We start from the raw sequence: 19,604 nt of genomic DNA on the forward strand, positions 1-19,604 counted from the left end.
GACGCTAAATAGTGTGATCGCTCTGTGACTCATGTATTTCCACGTGCAATTTTTGATGCTCCAGATATCCTTCATGGTGATGGACTGAACTTTGTGATTCTTGACTGGGAGCTGCTGATGAGTGAAATGAGCGCTGACTCTCTGGTAAGTATACTGGCCCTGGTAGGCGTGGTCATTATTATCGCTTCCCTTCTCTCTGGCGTAATTGAGAAGAGTGGTTTCCCCCAGGTGGCGGCCTTTCTGGCTCTGGGCGCGGCACTGGGTCCTGTTGGGCTGAACATGCTGCATATTACGCTGGACTCACCTATCCTACATATCGTATCAACCCTGAGCCTGGCGCTGGTCTTATTTACCGATGCCATCGCATTGGATTTTTCTGAGATCAGGAAAGCCGGATTGCTGGTTCTTCTTGTGCTTGGGCCAGGCACGTTGCTCTCGGCTTTCCTGATTGGTGTTGCGGGATGGGGGTTGCTCGGGCTGGCGCCCGCGGCCGCGGCACTGGTGGGAGCCGCGCTGGCCTCTACTGATCCGGTATTGCTGCGTGGTCTACTGCGCCGCGAGGAGGTCCCTTCAACCGCGCGCCTGGTGTTGCGCCTGGAGAGCGGCCTGAACGACATTGTACTGCTGCCAATCGTGCTGGTGGCTATGGTCTTCTTATCTCCCCATGCCTCCACTACCCCGGCCGACTGGGCAAGGCTGGCGCTCGACCTCCTGATCCTGGGACCAGGCGCTGGCGTCCTGGTGGGGGTCGTTGGTGTGGCCACACTTGATCTGATCCGCAAGCGTGTCAGTATTCGACGAGACTACGAGTCGATCTACTCGCTGGGTATCGCCTTTGCCGCCTACGCGGCCGCGGAAGCTGTGCATGGTAGCGGCTTCCTGGCAGCCTTCGCTGCTGGCCTGACCATCTCGCTACTCGATGTCGAGCTCTGCGATTGTTTCCTGGAGTACGGTGAGACAACGGCAGAAATGACCCTGCTCTTTACCTTCGTGCTCTTCGGCAGTTCACTGATCTGGAGCGGCCTGACGCAGATCAGCGGCATGGTGATTCTGTTTGCCCTGCTCGCGTTGCTGGTGCGCCCGGTCGCTTTCCTGATCTCCCTGGTACGCGTGAAGCTTTCGCTGCGTGATCGTCTGCTGATTTCCTGGTTTGGGCCACGAGGGCTCAGCTCCCTGCTGCTGATACTTCTGCCTGTCTTTGCGGGCCTGCCAGGTGCGCAGGCACTGTTTCCGATCTGTTCTCTGGTCGTGATCCTTTCCGTCATCGTGCATGGAAGCGCGCCCATGTTCCTGCTGGCTCGTAAGAAGCGTCGCAGCTCGTCTCTTCCGCACGAAAAAGGACCGGGTAACGAACCAGCGAGTGCGTGCGCGTTTGAAGGTGAACACAGGCTAGGAGACGAACCCGCGAAGGAGCGTCCGCGCCGGCTGCCTGTCGCGGTTCCTGTTCTGTCCCCACCCAAACCTGCAGAGGAGCAGCAGGACGGCACTGCTAGTGTCCGAACGGAGGTGGCGGAGCCGGTGAAAGAGGGCCGGCCGCTATCCTCGATTCGCATCTCGGTTGATGAGCTGCGCGATCTCTGGCGCAGGAAAGATCCGGTCATTATCCTGGATGTGCGCAAGCTCCGTCCCTATGGGGCAAGCTCCGAGCAGGCTAAAGGCGCCATCCGCCTCTCGCCTGAGAGAGCGGTGGCCCACGCAACGGAACTGGGACTGCCGCGCGACGGCTGGCTCATCGGCTACTGCACCTGACGGAACGAGGAGACAAGCGCCCGTGTGGCGCAAGAACTGAGACGAGCTGGATGGCCGCGCGCCTATGCCCTCACCGGTGGCTGGGACGCCTGGAAGGCCGCCGGATTGCCAATCGAACCGAAGCCATCTGAATAGCCAATCAAGGCGTACGATCAACACAACGGATCGTACGCCTTGACTTTTAGAGGGTGCGATTGATAGCAAGAGCAGCGTAGGCAAAGGTTAGCATCCGTTCATACAGAGCGATCTTTTCCTCAACGACCAGCGATCCATGCCCGGAGTCAAACCAGTCGATTTCAATCTGCTTGCCGAGCAATTGCAGGCGAGCCACATACTGCTCCATCTGGCGTGGTGGGCAGCCATAATCGTTGCGACCCTGGATGATCAGTACAGGTGCCTGCACCTGTTCAGCGTAGGTAATGGGCGAGCTGACGCGATACTGCTCTGGCCGCTCCTCGGGCGTTCCTCCCAACTGCCGGGTGGGTTTTAATGCTTCATGGGTATCCTCATAGAGCAGGGCCCAATCGGCAATGGCGATGCCCGCCATGCCTGCGGCCCATAGCTCGGGATATTTGCCCAGTGTGAGCAGTGTCAGGTAGCCGCCATAAGACCAGCCAGTTAGCAGGATGGTTTCGGGGTCGGCAATTCCTGTATTGACCAGCCAGTGGTGACATGCCACAATATCTTCCACCTCCCAGTGACCAGGATTGCCCAGGATCTGGTCCTGAAAAGCCTGGCCGAAGCCAGTTGAGCCACGATAGTTGACGCTACATACTGCAAAACCATGATCAACCCACATTTGAAGATCAGGGGCCGGATCGACCGTGCGTTGTGTATTTGGGCCGCCGTGGAGGTCCACTATCGTTGGATATGGTCCTTTGCCTTCAGGAATGATGAGCCACGCCTGTATTTCCTGGCCGTCTGAAGAAGGAAACGTGACTGATTGCCAGGGGCGTCCAGTTGGAGCTGGTTCAAGGGCTACCAGCGTGCGTCGCTGCTCGCTGGTGTCAGTATCCAGAGCAACAATTTCAGGGCCAAGGACAGTACCATCTTTGACCATGCCCCAATGTGTATATATTTCGCGCGAGTTGCCATAGTAGCTGCTCCAATATGTGCCGGGCAGGTCACTCAGTATTTGCATGCTGTGGTCAGCCAGTGTATAGATGGCAAAGCGTGCCCCATCCTGGTGATCCTGCTTCAGGAGCAAACATTGGCCATCGGGTGACCAGGAGCAAGGGATGAAATTTTTCTCTCGTGCATCTAGAGCAAGCAGGATACGTTCGCCAGTGCGCGGATTCCAGATAAGATGCTGTTGTATATCACCACGATGAAGGGTGGCCCACAGCCGTTCATCACCCACTAAAGGCGAGTAATCCCCTGGTGAGACATAGCCACCTTGCTCTTCTTGTAATGTATCAACGCAGACTCCGGTCGCAAGATCAATAGCCAGCAAGCGCTCATAAGCGGAAGGACTGTGTGGGTTTGAGATCATGACCGCCGTCGTATCAGCACTGGAAAGAGCCACCAGCTTTCTACCAAGCAGGTTCGGCACCGGATTATGAAAAGCGAGCTGTGCAGGACCGACGCTATCATCAGGCCCGAGCGGCACGATGTAGAGATTTACTCCCTCGCGCTCCCCTACCAGAAACCCAAGCATTGTACCCGTAGGATTCAGGAAGGGATCGGCGAAGTAGGGAGGGAGATAGGGAGTGAGCAACTGTGGTTCGCCTCCCTCAAAAGGAACGCGGACAAAATGTCCGACCTCATCGCCATCGTCATCATGCAGATAATAGATGAAGCGCCCATCTCCCGAGAGACGGCCAATAAACGCTCCCTTTGGCTCATTGCTGACCTGCCTTAGCTTGCCGGTTGGTACATCCCAGGCATGAAGTTGATAGCTTCCTGACAGATCGCTCAATAGCAGACCCCGCTCGGGTGCATGGTACGCTATCTGAGACCAGGCCAGCATAGGAACACGAAAACGCCGCTTCCAGGTCGCCTGTGGATCGGTGGATAAGGGTTGTAACATGAACAGTTTCTCCTCTTCTGCTTGTTTAGAAGTCAGGGAAAACATGCGGCGCGCAGCGTGTACCAGAAACACCTGAGGAGAAGAGCAAGCAGCAGCATAAGTGGCCCGGCAGACGAAGATCCCCATAGACGTGACCGGTACGGCATGCACGCCTCACAATCTTCCTGCCTTGTTCTCTGGTTTTGAGAACACAAAAAAGATCATGAGCAATACATGGTTATCGCCCAGGGCCTGCTACAATGTGGTGGTATTTAGCGCGTAGATACTTCTGGAGCTAAAAAAGGACATAGTACGGCCCTGGGCTACCGGCACAGAGAAATGTGCGTGCCACAGTAGTGCGTGTGAAACAGGAATATTTCCACAGCCATACTTTTAAAACATCCTTTTCGCAAAAAAAACGTATAAGCGAGATAGGCCACCTTATCGCTCTAAATAAAGAATACTCGTATTTGAATGTATTTGTCAAGCTTCGTGAAACTTAGCCCAGGGCCATTTAAAAGTCTTTTTTTGCCGCCTTCGGCGGCGGCGAGGAGGGAAGGTGTGAGCGGGGACTTGATCATGCCCCCGGCATGCTCGCCCGCACCCCGCAAGGGACTGCCGCCACTTGACCCCGCTGAGCGCGACTTTTAAATAGCCCTGTCCCGAGGGTGTTTGGCTTGCACGAGATGGAGCAGGTATGTTACACTTTTGCTAGCTCGTCCAGCTTTTGAATGTTGGATGGAACAGATGGAAGAAAAAGCATGAGTCGATCGGAACATTATCGCTACAATAGTATACGCCTGACAGTAGCTCAACAGCGGCAAGTAAACCAACTCCGCCGGAGGTATGGTTCGCTGAGCATGCTCTTCACTTCCTGATCTTTAAAAAAGAAGCAGATACAGAGAAGCCACCAGACCTCCCACGCAGGTCTGGTGGCTTTTTTGCGTGTATGCGGGTCGGTTTTTATAAGGAGAAAAGATGGATATCAGTTTTCTGTTCCGTGGATTGCTGATCGGCCTATCCGTTGCTGCCGTGGTTGGACCTATGAGCGTACTGTGTATTCAGCGCACACTGCACAAAGGCTTTCTCTATGGACTTATCTCGGGGCTAGGCGTGGCCACCGCCGATGGCTTGTATGGGTGTATAGCAGGTTTTGGGCTGACAGCGATTGCCAGTTTCCTGGTACATCAGCAGGGGTGGGTGCGCCTTGTTGGGGGCCTGTTCCTTATCTACCTGGGACTCAAAACGCTGTTTACCAGGCCAGCGAAACGAGCGGCCAGTGTCGCCAGTGCCAGCAGCTGGCCGGGCGCCTACCTCTCAACCTTCTTGCTGACACTGACCAATCCGCTGACCATCTTATCCTTCGCCGCTATCTTTGCCGGTCTGGGGGTTGGTAGCGGGGATAGTAATTTTATGAGCGCCTTGCTCGTCGTCTCTGGCGTCTTCCTTGGCTCGGCTCTCTGGTGGCTGCTATTAACCGGCGGCATTAGCCTGGTACGCGGACGCTTCAACGCGCAGTGGATGCTCTGGATCAATCGCATCTCGGGCCTGGTAATTACCATCTTTGGCGTGATCGCCCTGATTGGACTCACCCGATAGGGATGGGTGAACCAGTTCATGGTATCTGAAATGGCGCATGGCAGGCATCATCATCTGCTATACTCTATTTTAGAAGCGCTGAAAAAAAGGAATGGTAATGATGCAACAAAATCAGTTACAGGGAGCTTTGTCCTCGCAGTTTGATACGGTGCTGGAGACGATGGAGGGTATCGCAACCTCTTACTTTCTGTCCGGTCGCCTGGAGCAGGCCCTGCAAATCTTGCAGGTTGGCAGGTTGCTACTCTCAATGCCAGAAGTGACCACGCATGCTCAGGCACGGTTTCTCCTGCAGTATGGGCGCACATTGACCCTCAAAACACAATTTGAGAATGCGCCCGAAGACGAAGCGATTGCCGTACTGCAGCAGGTCCAGCAGCTAGCGAAACAGCTGGATGATCCGCAGCTCATCGCCGATGCTGTGGATAGCATTGGCTTCGCCGGATACACGGCGGCCTCTAACCGGCGCGAGGGTGATCCCTCGCTGCTGCAAGGCTATTTTCAAGAGGCCCTGGAGCGGCGGCAGGCCTTGCAAGATCAACGTGGTTGCAGCGAAAGCCTCTTCCATCTTGGCCTGATTGAGGATATCATTGATCAGCCAGAGCAGGCTCATCGTTACTACACGCAGGCGCTCCAGCTGGCCCGGCAGCATAATCATCCAAGGGAAGCCGCAGAGGCGTTACGCCACCTGGGATTTCAGGCGCAAAGGCAGGGCAGGCCGGCCGAGGCCCAGCAATATTTCAGGAGGGCTTTGCGCATGGCGGAGCAGTCCGAGATGCAGGTATACATTCCCTTTGCCCATGTGGCCCTGGCTGATGTGTATCTTGAGCAAAAAGAGTTGGACCGTGCCAGCGAGCATGCCCGGAAAGCCCTTGAACTGGCGCAGAGCATGGACATAAAGAGGGCTCATATCTTCGCTTTGTTCAGTAACGGGAGCATTTGCCAGGCGCGCGGCGATACAAAGCTAGCCCGTGATTATTATGAGCAGGCCCATGCATTAGCGCAAACGATCGGACTTGGTTATGCTATCCAGCGTGCTGGTGACGCCCTGCAACAACTTGCCGAGAACACCGATAGCCAGTTGAGTGCACAAGAACAGGAGCAATAGAGATCAATAGCTGAGCAGAATCAAAAGCGAGCGGCGGCCGTAAACACGTCGGTCTTGGATTGTAAACTGCATACGCGCCGATAGAAAAGTTGCGGCAAAATCCTCGTCGCTTGAGCCCGGGGGCACATGGTATATCCGAGCGTAATAGATAAGCGGCCTGTGGATCTTGTCGGGTCATATCATAATAAGGCTGATATCTATTGTGTCTATCTGGCTGGAACGAACAGTCATTCCTGACCACCCCACATGTGACGCGCTCAGCACTCTGAAATGCCAGGCGATAGCATGTCCAATAATCGGTGTAGACATGGGTAATATGATGCCGGGATAGAGAGGCGATAAGCATTTCTTCTCGTTGGTGGGAGGCCTGTGCTTGTGGCACCTCGGACAGCGTCTCATAAGTGCCATAGCTAAGGCTAAATATCATAATCATTATCAACCCGATGACCAATAGAGAACGAATACTTTGTATTTTACGTGAGACAAAGCTTTTACGCGCAAATTTCCATGAAGGCCAGAGCAGAACAGGGGTCGCTATCCAGAGACAGATCAAGTAGCGCGCGTAAATCGAGGCTCCATCGAGAGGAGCATGGCTACGAGTAAATGAATACAACGTTAAAGTAGCCTGTAGCGCTATAGCAAGCGCTGTGCAAGATCGGATGAACGAACTTGAGATCATTTCATCCCTGGAATTTTTATGCCAGGTGGAAAAATGCTTCCATACCTGTATTCCCTGGCGTATGAATACATACAGCAATAAAACCAGGTATATGCATGACCATCCCGATTTAATGGCGATACAGGTGAGACTCATCGGCTGCACGGGCTCAAAGCCCAATGTGTTCAAGCCCGGCAAGTCATCTGTATGGCATAAGGGATTGCCAGTAATGGCTGGCAGGCTATAAAGCACTGTTCTACTTATTTGTTGAATGATGGTATCTATCGATAAGGCAGGCGCTCCCTGCATGCTTACCAGAACAGACCAGGAATCTTGACCAGGTATAGCAGTCACGTTATAGATAATAAGCGGAAACGTTCCGATGATGAGTCCCAGCAGAACAAGGAAAAAATTTCCTCTCTTTAAATCTTCCCAGCAGAAGCAAATAAGAACCAGGGCAGAACACATGATTGCTGGTAGAATCAGCAAATCGCTCCATATGCCGACTCCAACGACGATTCCCCAGACAGTGTAGCCAATTCTTCTCCATATAGGAGATGAGGTCGGGCTGGCAGTAGAAAGAGAGAGCAATAACGCAAGGAGAAAAGAGAGCGTCCCGCACAGTAAAATCTCTATGTATCCTCCAATAGCATTCAACTGCCGCGAGAATACCGCATTAGTGCCCAGGCTCAGAAGAAGAAGAACGAAGAGGGCAAAGCGCTTTGTATACAGGCGAGCGGTTAAAATATAGAGGCACACCAGAAATAAAGTGAATAACAGTACCAGACCCAGACGGAGAGAGAAGGAGGAACTCCCAAAGTAAGGAAAAAGGCCAGCACCAAGGTAGGCCTCTAGCGCTCCCATATAATTTTGTCCATAGAAAAAGATGGGATGTTGACCCGATTGAATATGCCGAGCCATAATACCCATAACACCTTCATCCGCATTAAGTTGTGGCCAATCGTTGTAAGCGAGCAAGATGCGCAGTGCAGCGGCGCAGGCAATCAGTAAGCCAGCGCACATCTCAAATTTATATTTCCCAAAAAAAATCTTTGCCATTGCATCTGCCTTTTTGAGTAATGAGATTAAGGGGTACATAGACAAAATACATTGCTATATAAGTTTAATTTGAAAATGGATCAATCTATCATAAAAATAGCAACGAGGCTATAAAATATATTATAGGACGCACAGGAATAAATATGGTAAGAAAAGGCTGACAGAATAAAAGGAAGAATGGACGGATTAAAGCATAGGATGGGATAGTAATGGAAGGATTAGTGGTTGCCAGGAGGGAGATGCATACAGACGGAACAGTGAACATCCCCTCCGGACATGATTATTATGAGTGGTCTGGAAGGCGCACGCTATTTGAGAGGGTATCAAATAATGTGGCGTCGGGTTGGGTTGCGAGCAACTGAGCGCGGATCGCGGCAGTAATCGGTGTCCCGCTAATATCCAGGGCACCGAAGAGGACGCCAATGATGGGCTCGTAGTGAGCACGTGTCGGTTGTACATCTGGCGAGGTCTGACGGACACGCTCAACGATGGCGTCCGCTAACAGCGGTGAGCTATTGCGCAGCACACCACCAGCCAGTACCAGAGGATAGGCGGTATGCTCAATCCCGACCTTGCGAGCAGCTACGACAGCATAATCACCCAGAGCCCATCCATGTTGTTGAACCACGCGTCGGGCTACAGGGTCTCCGGCATCGGCCTCATTGAATAAAATCGGCGTCAGACCATCGATGCGTATAGCGCCGCGAGTGCGCGTTTCGCGGTTGGTCAGATAGTGAAGTATCTGCTCAACACTATCCATCTCAAAGAAATTGAGCACACGTGCCGTCAGCGTGGTTGGTTCTTCCAGCCCCAATTCCGCACGAACGACTGTATTCAGGGTTTTTCCACTCAGCTCGACGCCACCCTGTGGTCCCTGCCAGAAACTTGCGTGCCAGACGGAGCCATCAGGTCCGCGGGCACCAGTTGTACAGCCAGTGCCACAGACCACTGATACTCCCACATTTTCCAGCGAACCGGCATGTAAGATCCCCAACGCATCATTCTGAATCAATATCGTCTGGCCAAAGTGGCGTGCCTGCATCGCTGTATGTAACAGCGTAAAATCTTCTGGCCAATCAGCCCCCGACATATTAAAGACTCCGGCCACAAGATCTTCCGGTGCTATCTGTGCCTGATGGAGCGCCTGGTTGACCGCGTGCTCAATATTGACAATGGCCGCCTCCTCAGAGGTTAATCCCCGTGTATTGGCCGAGAAGCTATTATAGATATCCCCAAAGCCACCGCGGCCAGCTCCGACAATTGTGCCATCCAGGCTGGCAATCAGCGCGATAGTCTTGGTATTCCCTCCATCAACCCCCAGAATATACGGCATAGATTCCTACCTCTCGTTGTCTTGTTCTTGCGCGATCTTAGCAGGAGAAACGGGATAAGGCCAGGCGGACCGATCAGCAATCACCAGGGCATTGGATACCTGTTGCAAGTAAGAAGATGGCACAGCTGATGTCACCGGACCATTGATTGTTTGCCATAGAATGTCGCGTTTGTGGGAGCCTGAAACGAGTAGCAAGATCTGCCGGGCCGCCAGCAGATGGCGCATACCACAGGTCAAAGCTCGGGTAGGCACTTCCAGTTTATCCCAGTAGCCTGCATTACTGGTCAGCGAGGTTTGTGTCAATGTAACCTGCCGTGTAGGTGCATCGGCCTCAGTGGGTGGCTCATTAAAGCCCAGGTGTCCATTGGGACCCAGGCCAAGAATCGCCAGGTCAAAGCCACCCGTGGCCTCGACCGCCTTGTCATAACTATGGCAGGCGCCTGGGATGTCTGCTACATCCCCTCGTAAACGCACCATATGCTCTACAGGCAATTGGAGAGGATCAAGGAAGGCCCGTTTGCTCCAGCCAAAGAGAGAACGAGGATCGGTGGCTGGAACATGCAGATATTCATCGAGCTGGAATGGACGTAACTGCGACACATCCACCTGATCTTGTTGTACAAGTTGGGCCAGCTCCTGATAGGCTTGTAGTGGTGTATTGCCTGTGGCCACCACCAGGGCAGCCGTTGGATTAAGTTGAATCGCCGTCTCAATCAGGCGGCCGGCGACTCGACTCATCTCGGCATGATCATCTGTCACGATCAGTCGCATACGAGAGGAAGCCTCCTTACTTCAAAAGACGCTCAGGTAGATAGGCACGCAGAGCATGCGCCATCTCGTCATAAATAGCCTCAGCCTTATGTGTTGATAGGACCAGGGGATTACTGGCCAGGGCCTGAATTGCCTGTTTGCGATTACCACTCCAGGCGGCTTCGGCTGCCAGGGCCTGATATTCGCCCAGCATTTCGACCAGTCCCCGCACCTGGCGTGGCAGGTGTCCCTGGGCCATAGGTGTGATACCGCTCTGATCCACGAAGCCGGGCATCTCAACCACCAGATCGGATGGAAAGTCCGCCAGCGCGCTCCGATTGGGCATATTCACATACCAGACCTCTTTGCGATCATTGTAGATCGCGTCCATAACGTCGATAGCCAGCTCTAACTCATGAATACCACCGCGTGAACGCTGAGGATCCAACTCTGGAGTGTCACTTATCGCCTGCTCGCGATAATGCTGCCAATAATCGCCCACCTGAGCCAGAATATCCTGGGCCCGGGTCGTAGGTTTTTGTTGGAGTTCAGCCAGGATCTCATCCTTAAAATAATAGTATTGGAAATACTCACTGGGTAGCGATTCCATGGTGCAGGCCAGTTCCATCAGGCGTAACGTCCCGTGGTGCACGCTTTTATCGTTGCGCATACGCTCATAGGCCGCCTGTAAGAGTGGAATAAAGTCCTGCCCCTCATACAGGTGACGGATCGACCAGGACCCATGATTCAAACCAATAGATACGGCATCCAGCTTTTGTGGGTCCACGCCAGCCAGGCGTGCGTAGTGGTTGTTGTAAATGATTGGACCCTCACAGAAAGAATACGTCTCGATGTCTGAATGATGGGTCACAGCCTCGGAGACCAGATTAATGGGATTGGTATAGTTGAACAGGCGTGCTCGCGGGCAGACCTCCTCCATGTCGCGAATAATATCTTTCATGACATGAATCGTACGCAGAGCCATAAAGAAGCCGCCTGGTCCCTGCGTCTCCTGTCCGATTACCCCATGCTTGAGCGGAATACTCTCGTCGAGATAGCGTGCCTCAAAGCCGCCTGGACGATAGCTGGTTAGTACCGCATCGCAGCCCTGTAGGCCAGCGCGCCGATCAGTTGTTGCCGTAATAGTGATATCCAATCCCCGGGCCCGGGCCATCTTCTGGGCTATTGTTTGTACAATCTGTAGCCGCTCCTCATCCAAATCAATCAGAACGACCTCAGAGCCAACAAAATTCTCCCCCTGGTGAATAAACGAAGCCATCGTTCCAGCTCCGCGTGTACTGCCACCACCGATGTATGCCAGCTTAATACGTGCCACGTTTTAGTCTCCTTACTTTTTGTATCTGCAATACAGCGATCGTATCAAATAATTAGATTATTCATTTCAAAGACCAGCCAGCTGAGTCTCGTGTTGACCATGGATCACGCTCAGTGGGTAACGCTGAGGATGGAACAGGCCCAGCGAGACTTCCAGTGGTTGCTGCCGAATATCATAGGTAATTTGATCGACAGTCAGCACAACCCCTGGTTGAGGTAGGGCCAGGTAGCTAGCCTCCTGCTCTGTCGCCAGGCGCGCACTGATCGTCATACGCCCCTGGGCCAGCTGATGACCATATTGCTCACGCAACAGGCCATAGAGCGAAGCCGCGCTAAAGTCATTTTCCAGGATCTCACGACACAGAGAATGTGGCAGCCAGTTGTATTGGATACCCACTGGTTGTCCATCCAGATAACGCAGGCGTTCCAACTCAACTATCTCGGTGCCGGGACTTATCTGTAGCTGATAGGCTAGAGTCGCAGAAGCAGGAATCATATGAGCCTTCAACACTCGGCTATGGGGAACCTGTTTGTGTGCCTGGGCCACCTCTGAAAAGCTAAGTAGCGCCGCAAACTCATTAGGCTGTTCTTGCTTGCTGGCCACAAAGAATCCTTTGCCAGGTACGCTATAAAGATAGCCACGCAAGACAAGATCATTCAAAGCCTGGCGTACCGTAATCCGGCTCACCTCCCATTGCTTTACCATCTCGCGCTCAGAAGGAAGACGGCTGTGGGCCACCAGGGCACCTGAGGTAATTTCCTGCAATAAATATTGCTCTATTTGCTGATAGAGTGGCGTTGCGGACTGTCGCGAAATCATTGTCAACTGCCTCCACTACTTCCTGTTATAACTGGTCATAACCAGTTGGTGTAATTACCATACTCTGATTGATACTATCTGTCAAGGGAAATTTGCAGTTTTTTTCTTCTCCTTCTTCATCCCTGTCAATCTACACGCTCAGGAGCAATCAGGTCATACACATCCCAAAAATAGAACGCTAAGACCTGATTGCCCGGATGAATAGTTCAATGAATGCTGGCGTATGGGGTAGAATAAAAGAAATGAAGAATGATATTCAGTCGGAAAGGAACATATTATGGCGACAGTGCGCGAGGAGACGTTCCGTTTATTACGCTTGCTTGGCCTGACAACTATTTTTGGTAATCCTGGTTCAACTGAATTGCCATTTCTGCGCGATTATCCAGAGGATTTTCGTTATGTGTTGGGGCTACAGGAGGCGTCGGTAGTGGGCATGGCCGATGGCTATGCCCAGGCCAGCGGGCAAGCAGCACTTGTGAATCTGCATACCGCGCCCGGCGTGGGCAATGCTATGGGCAATATCATTACCGCGTTTCATAATCGGAGCCCTTTGATTATCACAGCTGGTCAACAGACACGCGCTATGATGGCTCTGGAGCCGCTACTCTTTGCTCGTGATGCGACCGAGTTGCCCAAACCGTATGTTAAGTGGAGCCATGAGCCGGTGCGGGCGCAGGATGTACCGGCAGCCATTGTGCGCGCCTACCATATGGCTACCCAGCAGCCGCGCGGCCCCGTCTTTCTATCTATTCCAATGGATGACTGGGATGCTGAGGTTGAACCGCTGGCCCTCCATGAGGTCGCGTGGCGCATCGCGCCCGATCCTATCGCGCTCCAGGAGGTTGCGAGGCAGTTGCAAGATAGTCAGAAACTGGCGCTGGTAGTGGGTGCCGAGGCAGATCGCGATGGCGCCTGGGAGCAGATGATCGCGCTGGCCGAACGCACCAACGCCGCAGTCTGGCGCGCGCCACTATCAGGACGCGTTGGTTTTCCGGATACGCATCCCTTCTTTCAAGGCGATCTACCGCCAGCCGCCAAACCACTGTCCGAAAAGCTAGCCAGCTATGATACCGTACTGGTCGTGGGAGCGCCCGTCTTCCACTATTATCCATATGTGCCAGGGCTCATCGTCAAAGAGGGCACCAGCGTCATTCACATCACTAATGATCCCGACGAGGCCGCCCGCATCCAGGTGGGCCGCAGCCTGGTGGGACATATTGCCCTGACCGTCGAGCAGTTATTGCCACTGCTGCTGCACTCAGAGCGAGCAAAGCCCGAGCCGCTCCGCGCGCCAGACGTACCCGAGGCCCGCACACCGATTCCTCCAGCGTTCCTCATGCACACCCTGGGCCGGATCTTGCCGGAAGACGCCGTCGTCCTTGACGAATCCCCATCCACCAACGGCCTGCTACGCAGATATATCAAGGCCAGCAAGCCCGGAAGTTTCTACCTGACCGGGAGTGGTGGACTGGGCTATGCCATGCCCGCGGCTATTGGCATCAAACTGGCCCTGCCCGATCGAACAGTGGCCTGTGTACTTGGTGATGGATCCAGCATGTACTCGATCCAGGCCCTATGGACCGCTGCACAGCTACGGCTACCCATCCTCTTCGTCGTGCTGCGCAACGAAACCTACGCTATCCTCAAAGCCTTTGCTCGTTTCGAACAGGTCGGCGAAAAGATTCCAGGACTGGACCTGCCAGGCATCGATATCTCGCAGATCGCCCGGGGCTTTGGCTGTGAAGTCCAGCGTATTGAGCAGCCACAAGAACTGGTGCCCGCCATCCAGAAGCATCTGCAAGCAGGGCGACCCACCGTATTAGAGGTGCTGGTAGACAAAAAGGGATCGTCTCTACTCTAAGTTCGTATAGTCTTGAAGTTTACCTGCTCCGTTGAGGAAATCACGAATCGGAGTCTTTGCTATCCAGCACAATTTCATACACCGCTGTTTTGTCACCAGGATATTTGCGATCGAAGACGATCCCGAAGAAGCGACCCACGATGCCTACACGCAACAGGTCTCGCGCATGTTTAGCTTCCTCGGCATACAGGCGGCGCGCTGTACCTTCAATTGTCGGTCCAAGTGCGTTACCCTTGCGATTGCCAGGCGCGAGGGTGACGCGCGGATTGTGGACAAGGCGCTTGACCTTCCATGTGTTCGCTGGCGTCATAAAGTAGAGCTTGCCATTCGAGGCGATTGTTCCCACCGGGGTGCCGACGCCTGTACCGTTGCGGCGAAAGCTGATCAGCAGGGTCGTATGACCTTTCCCTGGGGTGGTCAGGTACTGTCGCGTGGTGTAAGTGGCTTTTTGGCTCATGAAAGGTTCCTCTTTCTTGTGTTTCTCTGCTCGGAGTTCTCTGCTTCTTGTTTTTAAGCTCTACCCAGGAGCAGCGATCGCTCCAGGTAAAGTATAGCCTGTCATCCGTTTATCCGGTTGACATATTAGGATATTCATTCACACCTCGAGGAGGATTGTTTTTCCTGTATGCTCCCGGTCAGGAAGGCAGGATCGCGGCAAGCAGCCCCTGCACCAACTCCTCAGCGAACTGTTGATCCGTTTGATGGAACGGATCAAAGCCCATGAATTGCTGGTTAAAGGCCCGCTGAAAACAGGGACCCAGCAACAACGTCGCCATGGTCAAAGCGGAGGGATACTGTCTGAGGCGTCCTAGACGCTGCTCCTCTTCAAGGTAGGCTGCAAGCCGTTCAAACACGTTGTGTGGACCTATATCTAGTGGCTGAGTCGTGGCGCGAAATTGCTCCAGGAGTTCTTTATCAGCCAGGAAGGAGACACCCATGGGAATTAGCTGCCCATAGTAATGGACAGTCGCTAGCACGAGCGCCACAAGATTCTCGCGGACGGTTGCGGTGCCTGCCTGATGTGTCTGGAACACCTCATGGAAGACCGGCAGGTGCTCGGCCATAAGCGCGAAAAAGATGTCTTCTTTATGATCGAAATGCCGGTAGAGCGCGCTTTCAGACAGACCAACCGCACGTGCGATCTCCTTGGTGGTCACATGTGCTGAGCCTTTTAAGAGCAGCAGTTTTTCGGCAGCTTCCAGAATTTTGTGTCGTGTTGTTCCCATATATTCCTTCTCTATGTGAGTGAATATTCACTCACATAGTATAATCAGATATGAAGCGCTTGTCAAGGAAAACCAATATATCGCCAGCCTCGCGCATCTCACTCCCCATAAAAAAACTCTCTCGTTATGTGCTTGACAGGAAGATGGTGTAAAGGTATATTTATAACGTACGGTAAATATCGTACGTTAGGGAATGGCAGTACGGATAGACAGGAGGCAGGTTCAGAATTGGAGAAGCATGCTGATACGACTGTAGAGGCGAATGGGGCTGTTGTGATGCCTGAGTTGCCGGCTACCCTTACGGTCAATACGGCGCAGCAATTTAAAGCCATTGGGGACACGACGCGGATGAGTATTCTGGATCTCATTAAGTATGAGCCGCTGACGGCCAAGCAGATTGGTGGACGACTAAAGATTCCGGCCGGGACCGTTGGGCACCATTTGCAGGTTCTGGAGGCGGCTGGACTGGCCCAGGTTGTCGCGCGGCGTTTAGTACACGGGATCACGGCCAAGTATTATACACGCACCGCGCGCCTGTTTATCTTTGATTTTCCGCCCGAGGTTGCTTCGGGTATGGAGAGGACGCTGAATTTTCTGACGCAGACCCGCGAACAACTGGTAGATACGCTGGCGGCGAATGAAGAAGAAGTATTCTGTCAGACCGGTTTTCCCCATGCTCGCCTATCCAGTGAGCGCGCGGAAGAGTTTAGCAAACGTCTGTTTGAGCTGGCTTATGAATTTGCAACTGCTGAGCCTGATCCCGATGGACAGGTCTATGGATTATCCATCACCTATTTTCAGGCGCCTCCCTATCTGCAGCGTCCCGGTGGGGAGCAGCGGGACGCTGGTATAGACCTGGATACTCAAGAATAGCTGTTTTGATATGCATCATTGACCGGGAACTTAAAGAAGAAGGCATAGGAGGCCAGTATGACTGTTCAACAGGACGAAATATCTCTACCTCAAAAGAAGATTAATTGGGATTTCTGGAAATACTGGACCGGTCAAACAATCTCGAATCTGGGCAGCTCGGTCACCCTTTTTGCATTACCTCTACTTGTGTATACTATTTCGGGCTCGGCACTCAGCCTGGGCATTTCTTCGGCGGCAAATATGCTGCCATACCTGTTCTTTGGCCTGGTTCTGGGAGCCTGGGCAGACCGGATAGACCGCAAGCGGATGATGATCTACGTTGACATAGCGCGTGCCTCCGTGATTGCCACGATCCCGCTGATGGCAGCCTTTGGACATCTCTCAGTATGGTGGATATACGGGGTAGGATTTGTGCACACAACATTGAGCATCTGTTTTGATGCCGGAGAGTTCGCAGCCATTCCCAGCCTCGTTGATCAGAATGATTTGGTGACGGCCAACGGACGCATACAAGCCAGCTATTCAGCGGCCAGCATTCTGGGTCCCGTGCTGGCGGGTCTGCTGGTTGCCTTCGTTCCGCTGGTCGTGCTGGTTTTTCTCGATGCCTTCTCCTTTTTATTGTCAGCCCTTTCAATTGCGTTGATCGCTACCAGCTTCAATGGACTCCGGGAAGAAACACAGGAACGCAAACACATCGCACGCGACGTCGCGGAGGGACTGCGCTACGTCTGGGGACATCCGGTGCTACGGAACATCTCCTTGATGATGGCATTGGTGAACTTTGTGTCGGCAGCCCAGGGAGCGCAGCTGGTCCTGTTTGCCAAAGAACGTCTGCACGCCAGCAACACCCAGGTCGGCTTTCTCTATACGGCAGGCAGCATCGGTGTAGTCATACTGGCGCTGCTGGCGGGTAAATTACGCAAACGCTGGCCCTTCAGCAAGGTTGCGCTGATCGCATTGATGTGCAACGGCCTGTTTATTCTAGCCCTATCATTCACGCGCTGGTACTGGTTGGCACTGGTGTTTGTGGGATTGTTACAGGGATGTGGCATCCTCTTCAACATCAACACCGGCAGCTTACGACAGGCCATTGTTCCCAACCACATGCTTGGACGGGTAATGAGCATCGCCAGCGTTCTGGCCTGGTCCGCAATACCATTGGGAGCCCTGCTCGGTGGAGCAATTATCAATCAGACCCATAACGTAGCGCTGGTATATAGCGTTGCCGGTGTGCTGGTCATGTTAATACCCGTGGGCTTCCTGTTTACGCCCCTGGGTCGCGCGGAACGCTATCTGCCCCAGACTCCCTTAAAGCCTCAAAGCGAAGCCAGCCAAAAATAAATAGTAAATGCATGGCAAAAGTGGTTTCGAATTGTTTCAATTGCGTATGTTTTTTTCGAATTTGATTCGTATTGAGAAAAATAATAAGCATAAATGTGAACTTTACCCTTGAGAATCGTCGTGAGCATGAGCTATAATCAAGCGGGGCGGTCATAAGGATGTGGGAAAGCAGGAAGTAGCGCATGCTGACTGGCAACGTTTAACATAAAGCCAAGAGCACAAGGACCAGCAGACATCATCATCGCAGCATATGACGATGTCTGCTGGTCCTTTTTTCGTGGATTGTGGGCGGTTTGCATCACTGATGATTACTCCTTCGTTCTTTGAATGAGTGCGCCTGGTAGGCGGCGACCTCAGCAGTCGTTGTATCGACGGCATAACAATAGAGTGGACGCTCAGAAAGTGGGAGCATGAGTGCGGTATTTAGAGAGGAGTTGGCTATGAACCTCATTCCAGCATCGTCACATATCTCTTATTGCTTAACCGAGGGAACGGAGGTGCATGATGAGGCGCAGGGTATTGTCGCAGCGTCACCATATTTCCGGGTGACTATTTCCCCGCTTAGTTCTGGTCTGCACCATGTGTTTAGCAGACTGGCACAAGCTCCTTGCTCGATGCGCTGGATCAATGAAACTATATGTGCTGTCCACGAAGAGAGCATGTTGACTACCTGTTACCGCTACCTATCCAGCTTAATGCGACACCAGATGTGCCATATGTATGTGACCAGCGAAACCAGCGCCGTGCCCCTGGCAACATTATATCCAACCTCAACTTCATTCCAGCATAAATGGATAAACATCCGGCCAGAGCAGCAGTATCGCCTGTCGCGTTTCGCTTATATGCACAGGGGTGAGGACGGGCTTTATTGGCTGGAATCGCCGCTTGCTCATGCACAGCTCAATGTGCAGAGCATGATGGTGGCCGAACTGCTCTATCAACTTGGTACAGCGATCACTTCGCGTGAGCTTGCCCGTATGCTCGGAGAGGAGTCGTTGGATACTGTGACAGGCGTCCTGACGCTCCTGCTGATAGGCAATTTTGCCGCCGCTACGACGGACGATGGTCAACTCAGCGAAGAGCAGGATGCCACACTAAGGCAGTGGGAATTTCATGATCTCTTATTTCACAGCCGCAGCCGGGCTGGAAGACATAACAACCCGGTGGGTGGTACGTATCGCTTTTTACATCAACTGCCTCCCCAACCAGTCATAAAGCAGATGCAATGGCCAGTCACAATACAACTACCGCAGCCCGCTATGGAGCGCGTTCAGTCCATAGAGCCCGCTCTATCAACTGTGATGGAGAAGCGAGCCTCCATACGCAAATATGATGATGACCTTCCCATTACTATCGCGCAGCTAAGTGAGTTCCTCTATCGCGTCGCGCGCGTCAAAGAGATCTATACATATGGCGAAAGCGAACTGACCAAAAGACCCTATCCCGGCGCAGGCGCAACCTATGAACTAGAATGCTACCTGACCATTGACCGCAGCGCAGGCTTAGCCGCGGGACTCTACTGGTATGATCCATTAAAGCATACCCTGTCCCTGATTCGCGAGCCAGATAAAGATACTGAACGATTGCTGATCGATGCCAGTCTATCGATGGAAGGAGATAGCCGCCCTCAAGTACTGATCACGCTTGCAGCCCGCTTTCAAAGAGTTTCATGGAAGTATCAAAGCATTGCCTATGCGCTGATACTGAAAGACGTAGGTGTGCTCTATGCCACAATGTATCTTGTCGCCAGCGCTATGGGCCTGGCTCCTTGCGCATTGGGCTTGGGGGACGCTGACCTCTTCGCCCGATTAATTGGCTCTGATTATTTCCAGGAAACTTCTGTTGGAGAATTCGCCCTGGGCAGCAAGAAACACGACGTGTAGGTGT

Annotated in this window: 17 protein-coding genes; 8 read left to right on the forward strand and 9 right to left on the reverse strand. The window is 53.0% G+C overall.

Annotated elements, in window-relative coordinates; genetic code table 11:
• Window positions 1–24: 24 nt before the first annotated feature.
• The gene (locus tag JMI88_RS26645) at window positions 25–1,749 is read left to right on the forward strand and encodes a cation:proton antiporter domain-containing protein (protein WP_201364999.1); all 1,725 of its coding nucleotides are present in this window, start codon (window positions 25–27) and stop codon (window positions 1,747–1,749) included.
• 24 nt (window positions 1,750–1,773) lie between these two features.
• Entirely contained in the window at window positions 1,774–1,884 is a 111-nt protein-coding gene (locus JMI88_RS40890; RefSeq protein ID WP_373323982.1) for a rhodanese-like domain-containing protein, read from the forward strand.
• A 46-nt stretch (window positions 1,885–1,930) separates the two neighbouring features.
• On the opposite strand, the gene JMI88_RS26650 is transcribed toward JMI88_RS40890, so the two are convergent.
• Window positions 1,931–3,778, reverse strand: coding sequence for a S9 family peptidase (locus tag JMI88_RS26650; protein ID WP_201365000.1), 1,848 nt, complete (start codon window positions 3,776–3,778; stop codon window positions 1,931–1,933).
• Window positions 3,779–4,735: 957 nt separating this feature from the next.
• On the opposite strand from JMI88_RS26650, the gene JMI88_RS26655 reads away from it, so the two are divergent.
• Together JMI88_RS26655 and JMI88_RS26660 are read left to right on the forward strand one after the other, a co-directional pair.
• Window positions 4,736–5,356, forward strand: a complete 621-nt coding sequence (locus JMI88_RS26655; RefSeq protein WP_201365001.1) for a LysE family translocator — start codon at window positions 4,736–4,738, stop codon at window positions 5,354–5,356.
• Between the two features lie 97 nt (window positions 5,357–5,453).
• Complete coding sequence (locus tag JMI88_RS26660; RefSeq protein ID WP_201365002.1) at window positions 5,454–6,461, forward strand: tetratricopeptide repeat protein; 1,008 nt, start codon at window positions 5,454–5,456, stop codon at window positions 6,459–6,461.
• On the opposite strand, the gene JMI88_RS26665 is transcribed toward JMI88_RS26660, so the two are convergent.
• The 5 genes from JMI88_RS26665 to JMI88_RS26685 form a co-directional block, all read right to left on the reverse strand.
• Entirely contained in the window at window positions 6,379–8,178 is a 1,800-nt protein-coding gene (locus tag JMI88_RS26665) for a hypothetical protein (protein WP_201365003.1), read from the reverse strand. The genes JMI88_RS26660 and JMI88_RS26665 overlap by 83 nt on opposite strands.
• 283 nt (window positions 8,179–8,461) lie before the next feature.
• On the reverse strand, window positions 8,462–9,511 hold the full coding sequence (locus tag JMI88_RS26670) for an N-acetylglucosamine kinase (protein ID WP_201365004.1): 1,050 nt from the start codon (window positions 9,509–9,511) through the stop codon (window positions 8,462–8,464).
• Window positions 9,512–9,517: 6 nt separating this feature from the next.
• Entirely contained in the window at window positions 9,518–10,282 is a 765-nt protein-coding gene (locus JMI88_RS26675) for a 6-phosphogluconolactonase (RefSeq protein WP_201365005.1), read from the reverse strand.
• 16 nt (window positions 10,283–10,298) lie between these two features.
• Window positions 10,299–11,597, reverse strand: coding sequence for a family 4 glycosyl hydrolase (locus tag JMI88_RS26680; RefSeq protein ID WP_201365006.1), 1,299 nt, complete (start codon window positions 11,595–11,597; stop codon window positions 10,299–10,301).
• Between the two features lie 66 nt (window positions 11,598–11,663).
• Complete coding sequence (locus tag JMI88_RS26685) at window positions 11,664–12,416, reverse strand: GntR family transcriptional regulator (RefSeq protein WP_201365007.1); 753 nt, start codon at window positions 12,414–12,416, stop codon at window positions 11,664–11,666.
• A 277-nt stretch (window positions 12,417–12,693) separates the two neighbouring features.
• Between JMI88_RS26685 and mdlC the strand changes: the two genes are divergently transcribed.
• On the forward strand, window positions 12,694–14,277 hold the full coding sequence (mdlC, locus tag JMI88_RS26690; protein WP_201365008.1) for a benzoylformate decarboxylase: 1,584 nt from the start codon (window positions 12,694–12,696) through the stop codon (window positions 14,275–14,277).
• Window positions 14,278–14,317: 40 nt separating this feature from the next.
• On the opposite strand, the gene JMI88_RS26695 is transcribed toward mdlC, so the two are convergent.
• Entirely contained in the window at window positions 14,318–14,734 is a 417-nt protein-coding gene (locus tag JMI88_RS26695; RefSeq protein ID WP_201365009.1) for a PPOX class F420-dependent oxidoreductase, read from the reverse strand.
• Between the two features lie 178 nt (window positions 14,735–14,912).
• Window positions 14,913–15,503 carry a TetR/AcrR family transcriptional regulator gene (locus JMI88_RS26700; protein WP_201365010.1) on the reverse strand — a complete coding sequence of 197 codons (591 nt, stop codon included), beginning with the start codon at window positions 15,501–15,503 and terminating at the stop codon, window positions 14,913–14,915.
• A 228-nt stretch (window positions 15,504–15,731) separates the two neighbouring features.
• Here JMI88_RS26700 and JMI88_RS26705 point away from each other — a divergent pair, with 228 nt between their 5' ends.
• Both JMI88_RS26705 and JMI88_RS26710 read left to right on the forward strand, forming a co-directional pair.
• Complete coding sequence (locus JMI88_RS26705) at window positions 15,732–16,376, forward strand: ArsR/SmtB family transcription factor (protein ID WP_201365011.1); 645 nt, start codon at window positions 15,732–15,734, stop codon at window positions 16,374–16,376.
• Between the two features lie 57 nt (window positions 16,377–16,433).
• Window positions 16,434–17,717 carry an MFS transporter gene (locus JMI88_RS26710; RefSeq protein WP_201365012.1) on the forward strand — a complete coding sequence of 428 codons (1,284 nt, stop codon included), beginning with the start codon at window positions 16,434–16,436 and terminating at the stop codon, window positions 17,715–17,717.
• Between the two features lie 137 nt (window positions 17,718–17,854).
• Here the strand turns inward: JMI88_RS26710 and JMI88_RS26715 are convergent, their stop codons facing one another.
• Window positions 17,855–18,019, reverse strand: a complete 165-nt coding sequence (locus JMI88_RS26715) for a hypothetical protein (protein ID WP_201365013.1) — start codon at window positions 18,017–18,019, stop codon at window positions 17,855–17,857.
• 138 nt (window positions 18,020–18,157) lie between these two features.
• On the opposite strand from JMI88_RS26715, the gene JMI88_RS26720 reads away from it, so the two are divergent.
• Entirely contained in the window at window positions 18,158–19,600 is a 1,443-nt protein-coding gene (locus JMI88_RS26720) for a SagB/ThcOx family dehydrogenase (RefSeq protein ID WP_201365014.1), read from the forward strand.
• Window positions 19,601–19,604 lie beyond the last annotated feature (4 nt).

Source organism: Dictyobacter formicarum (assembly GCF_016587435.1).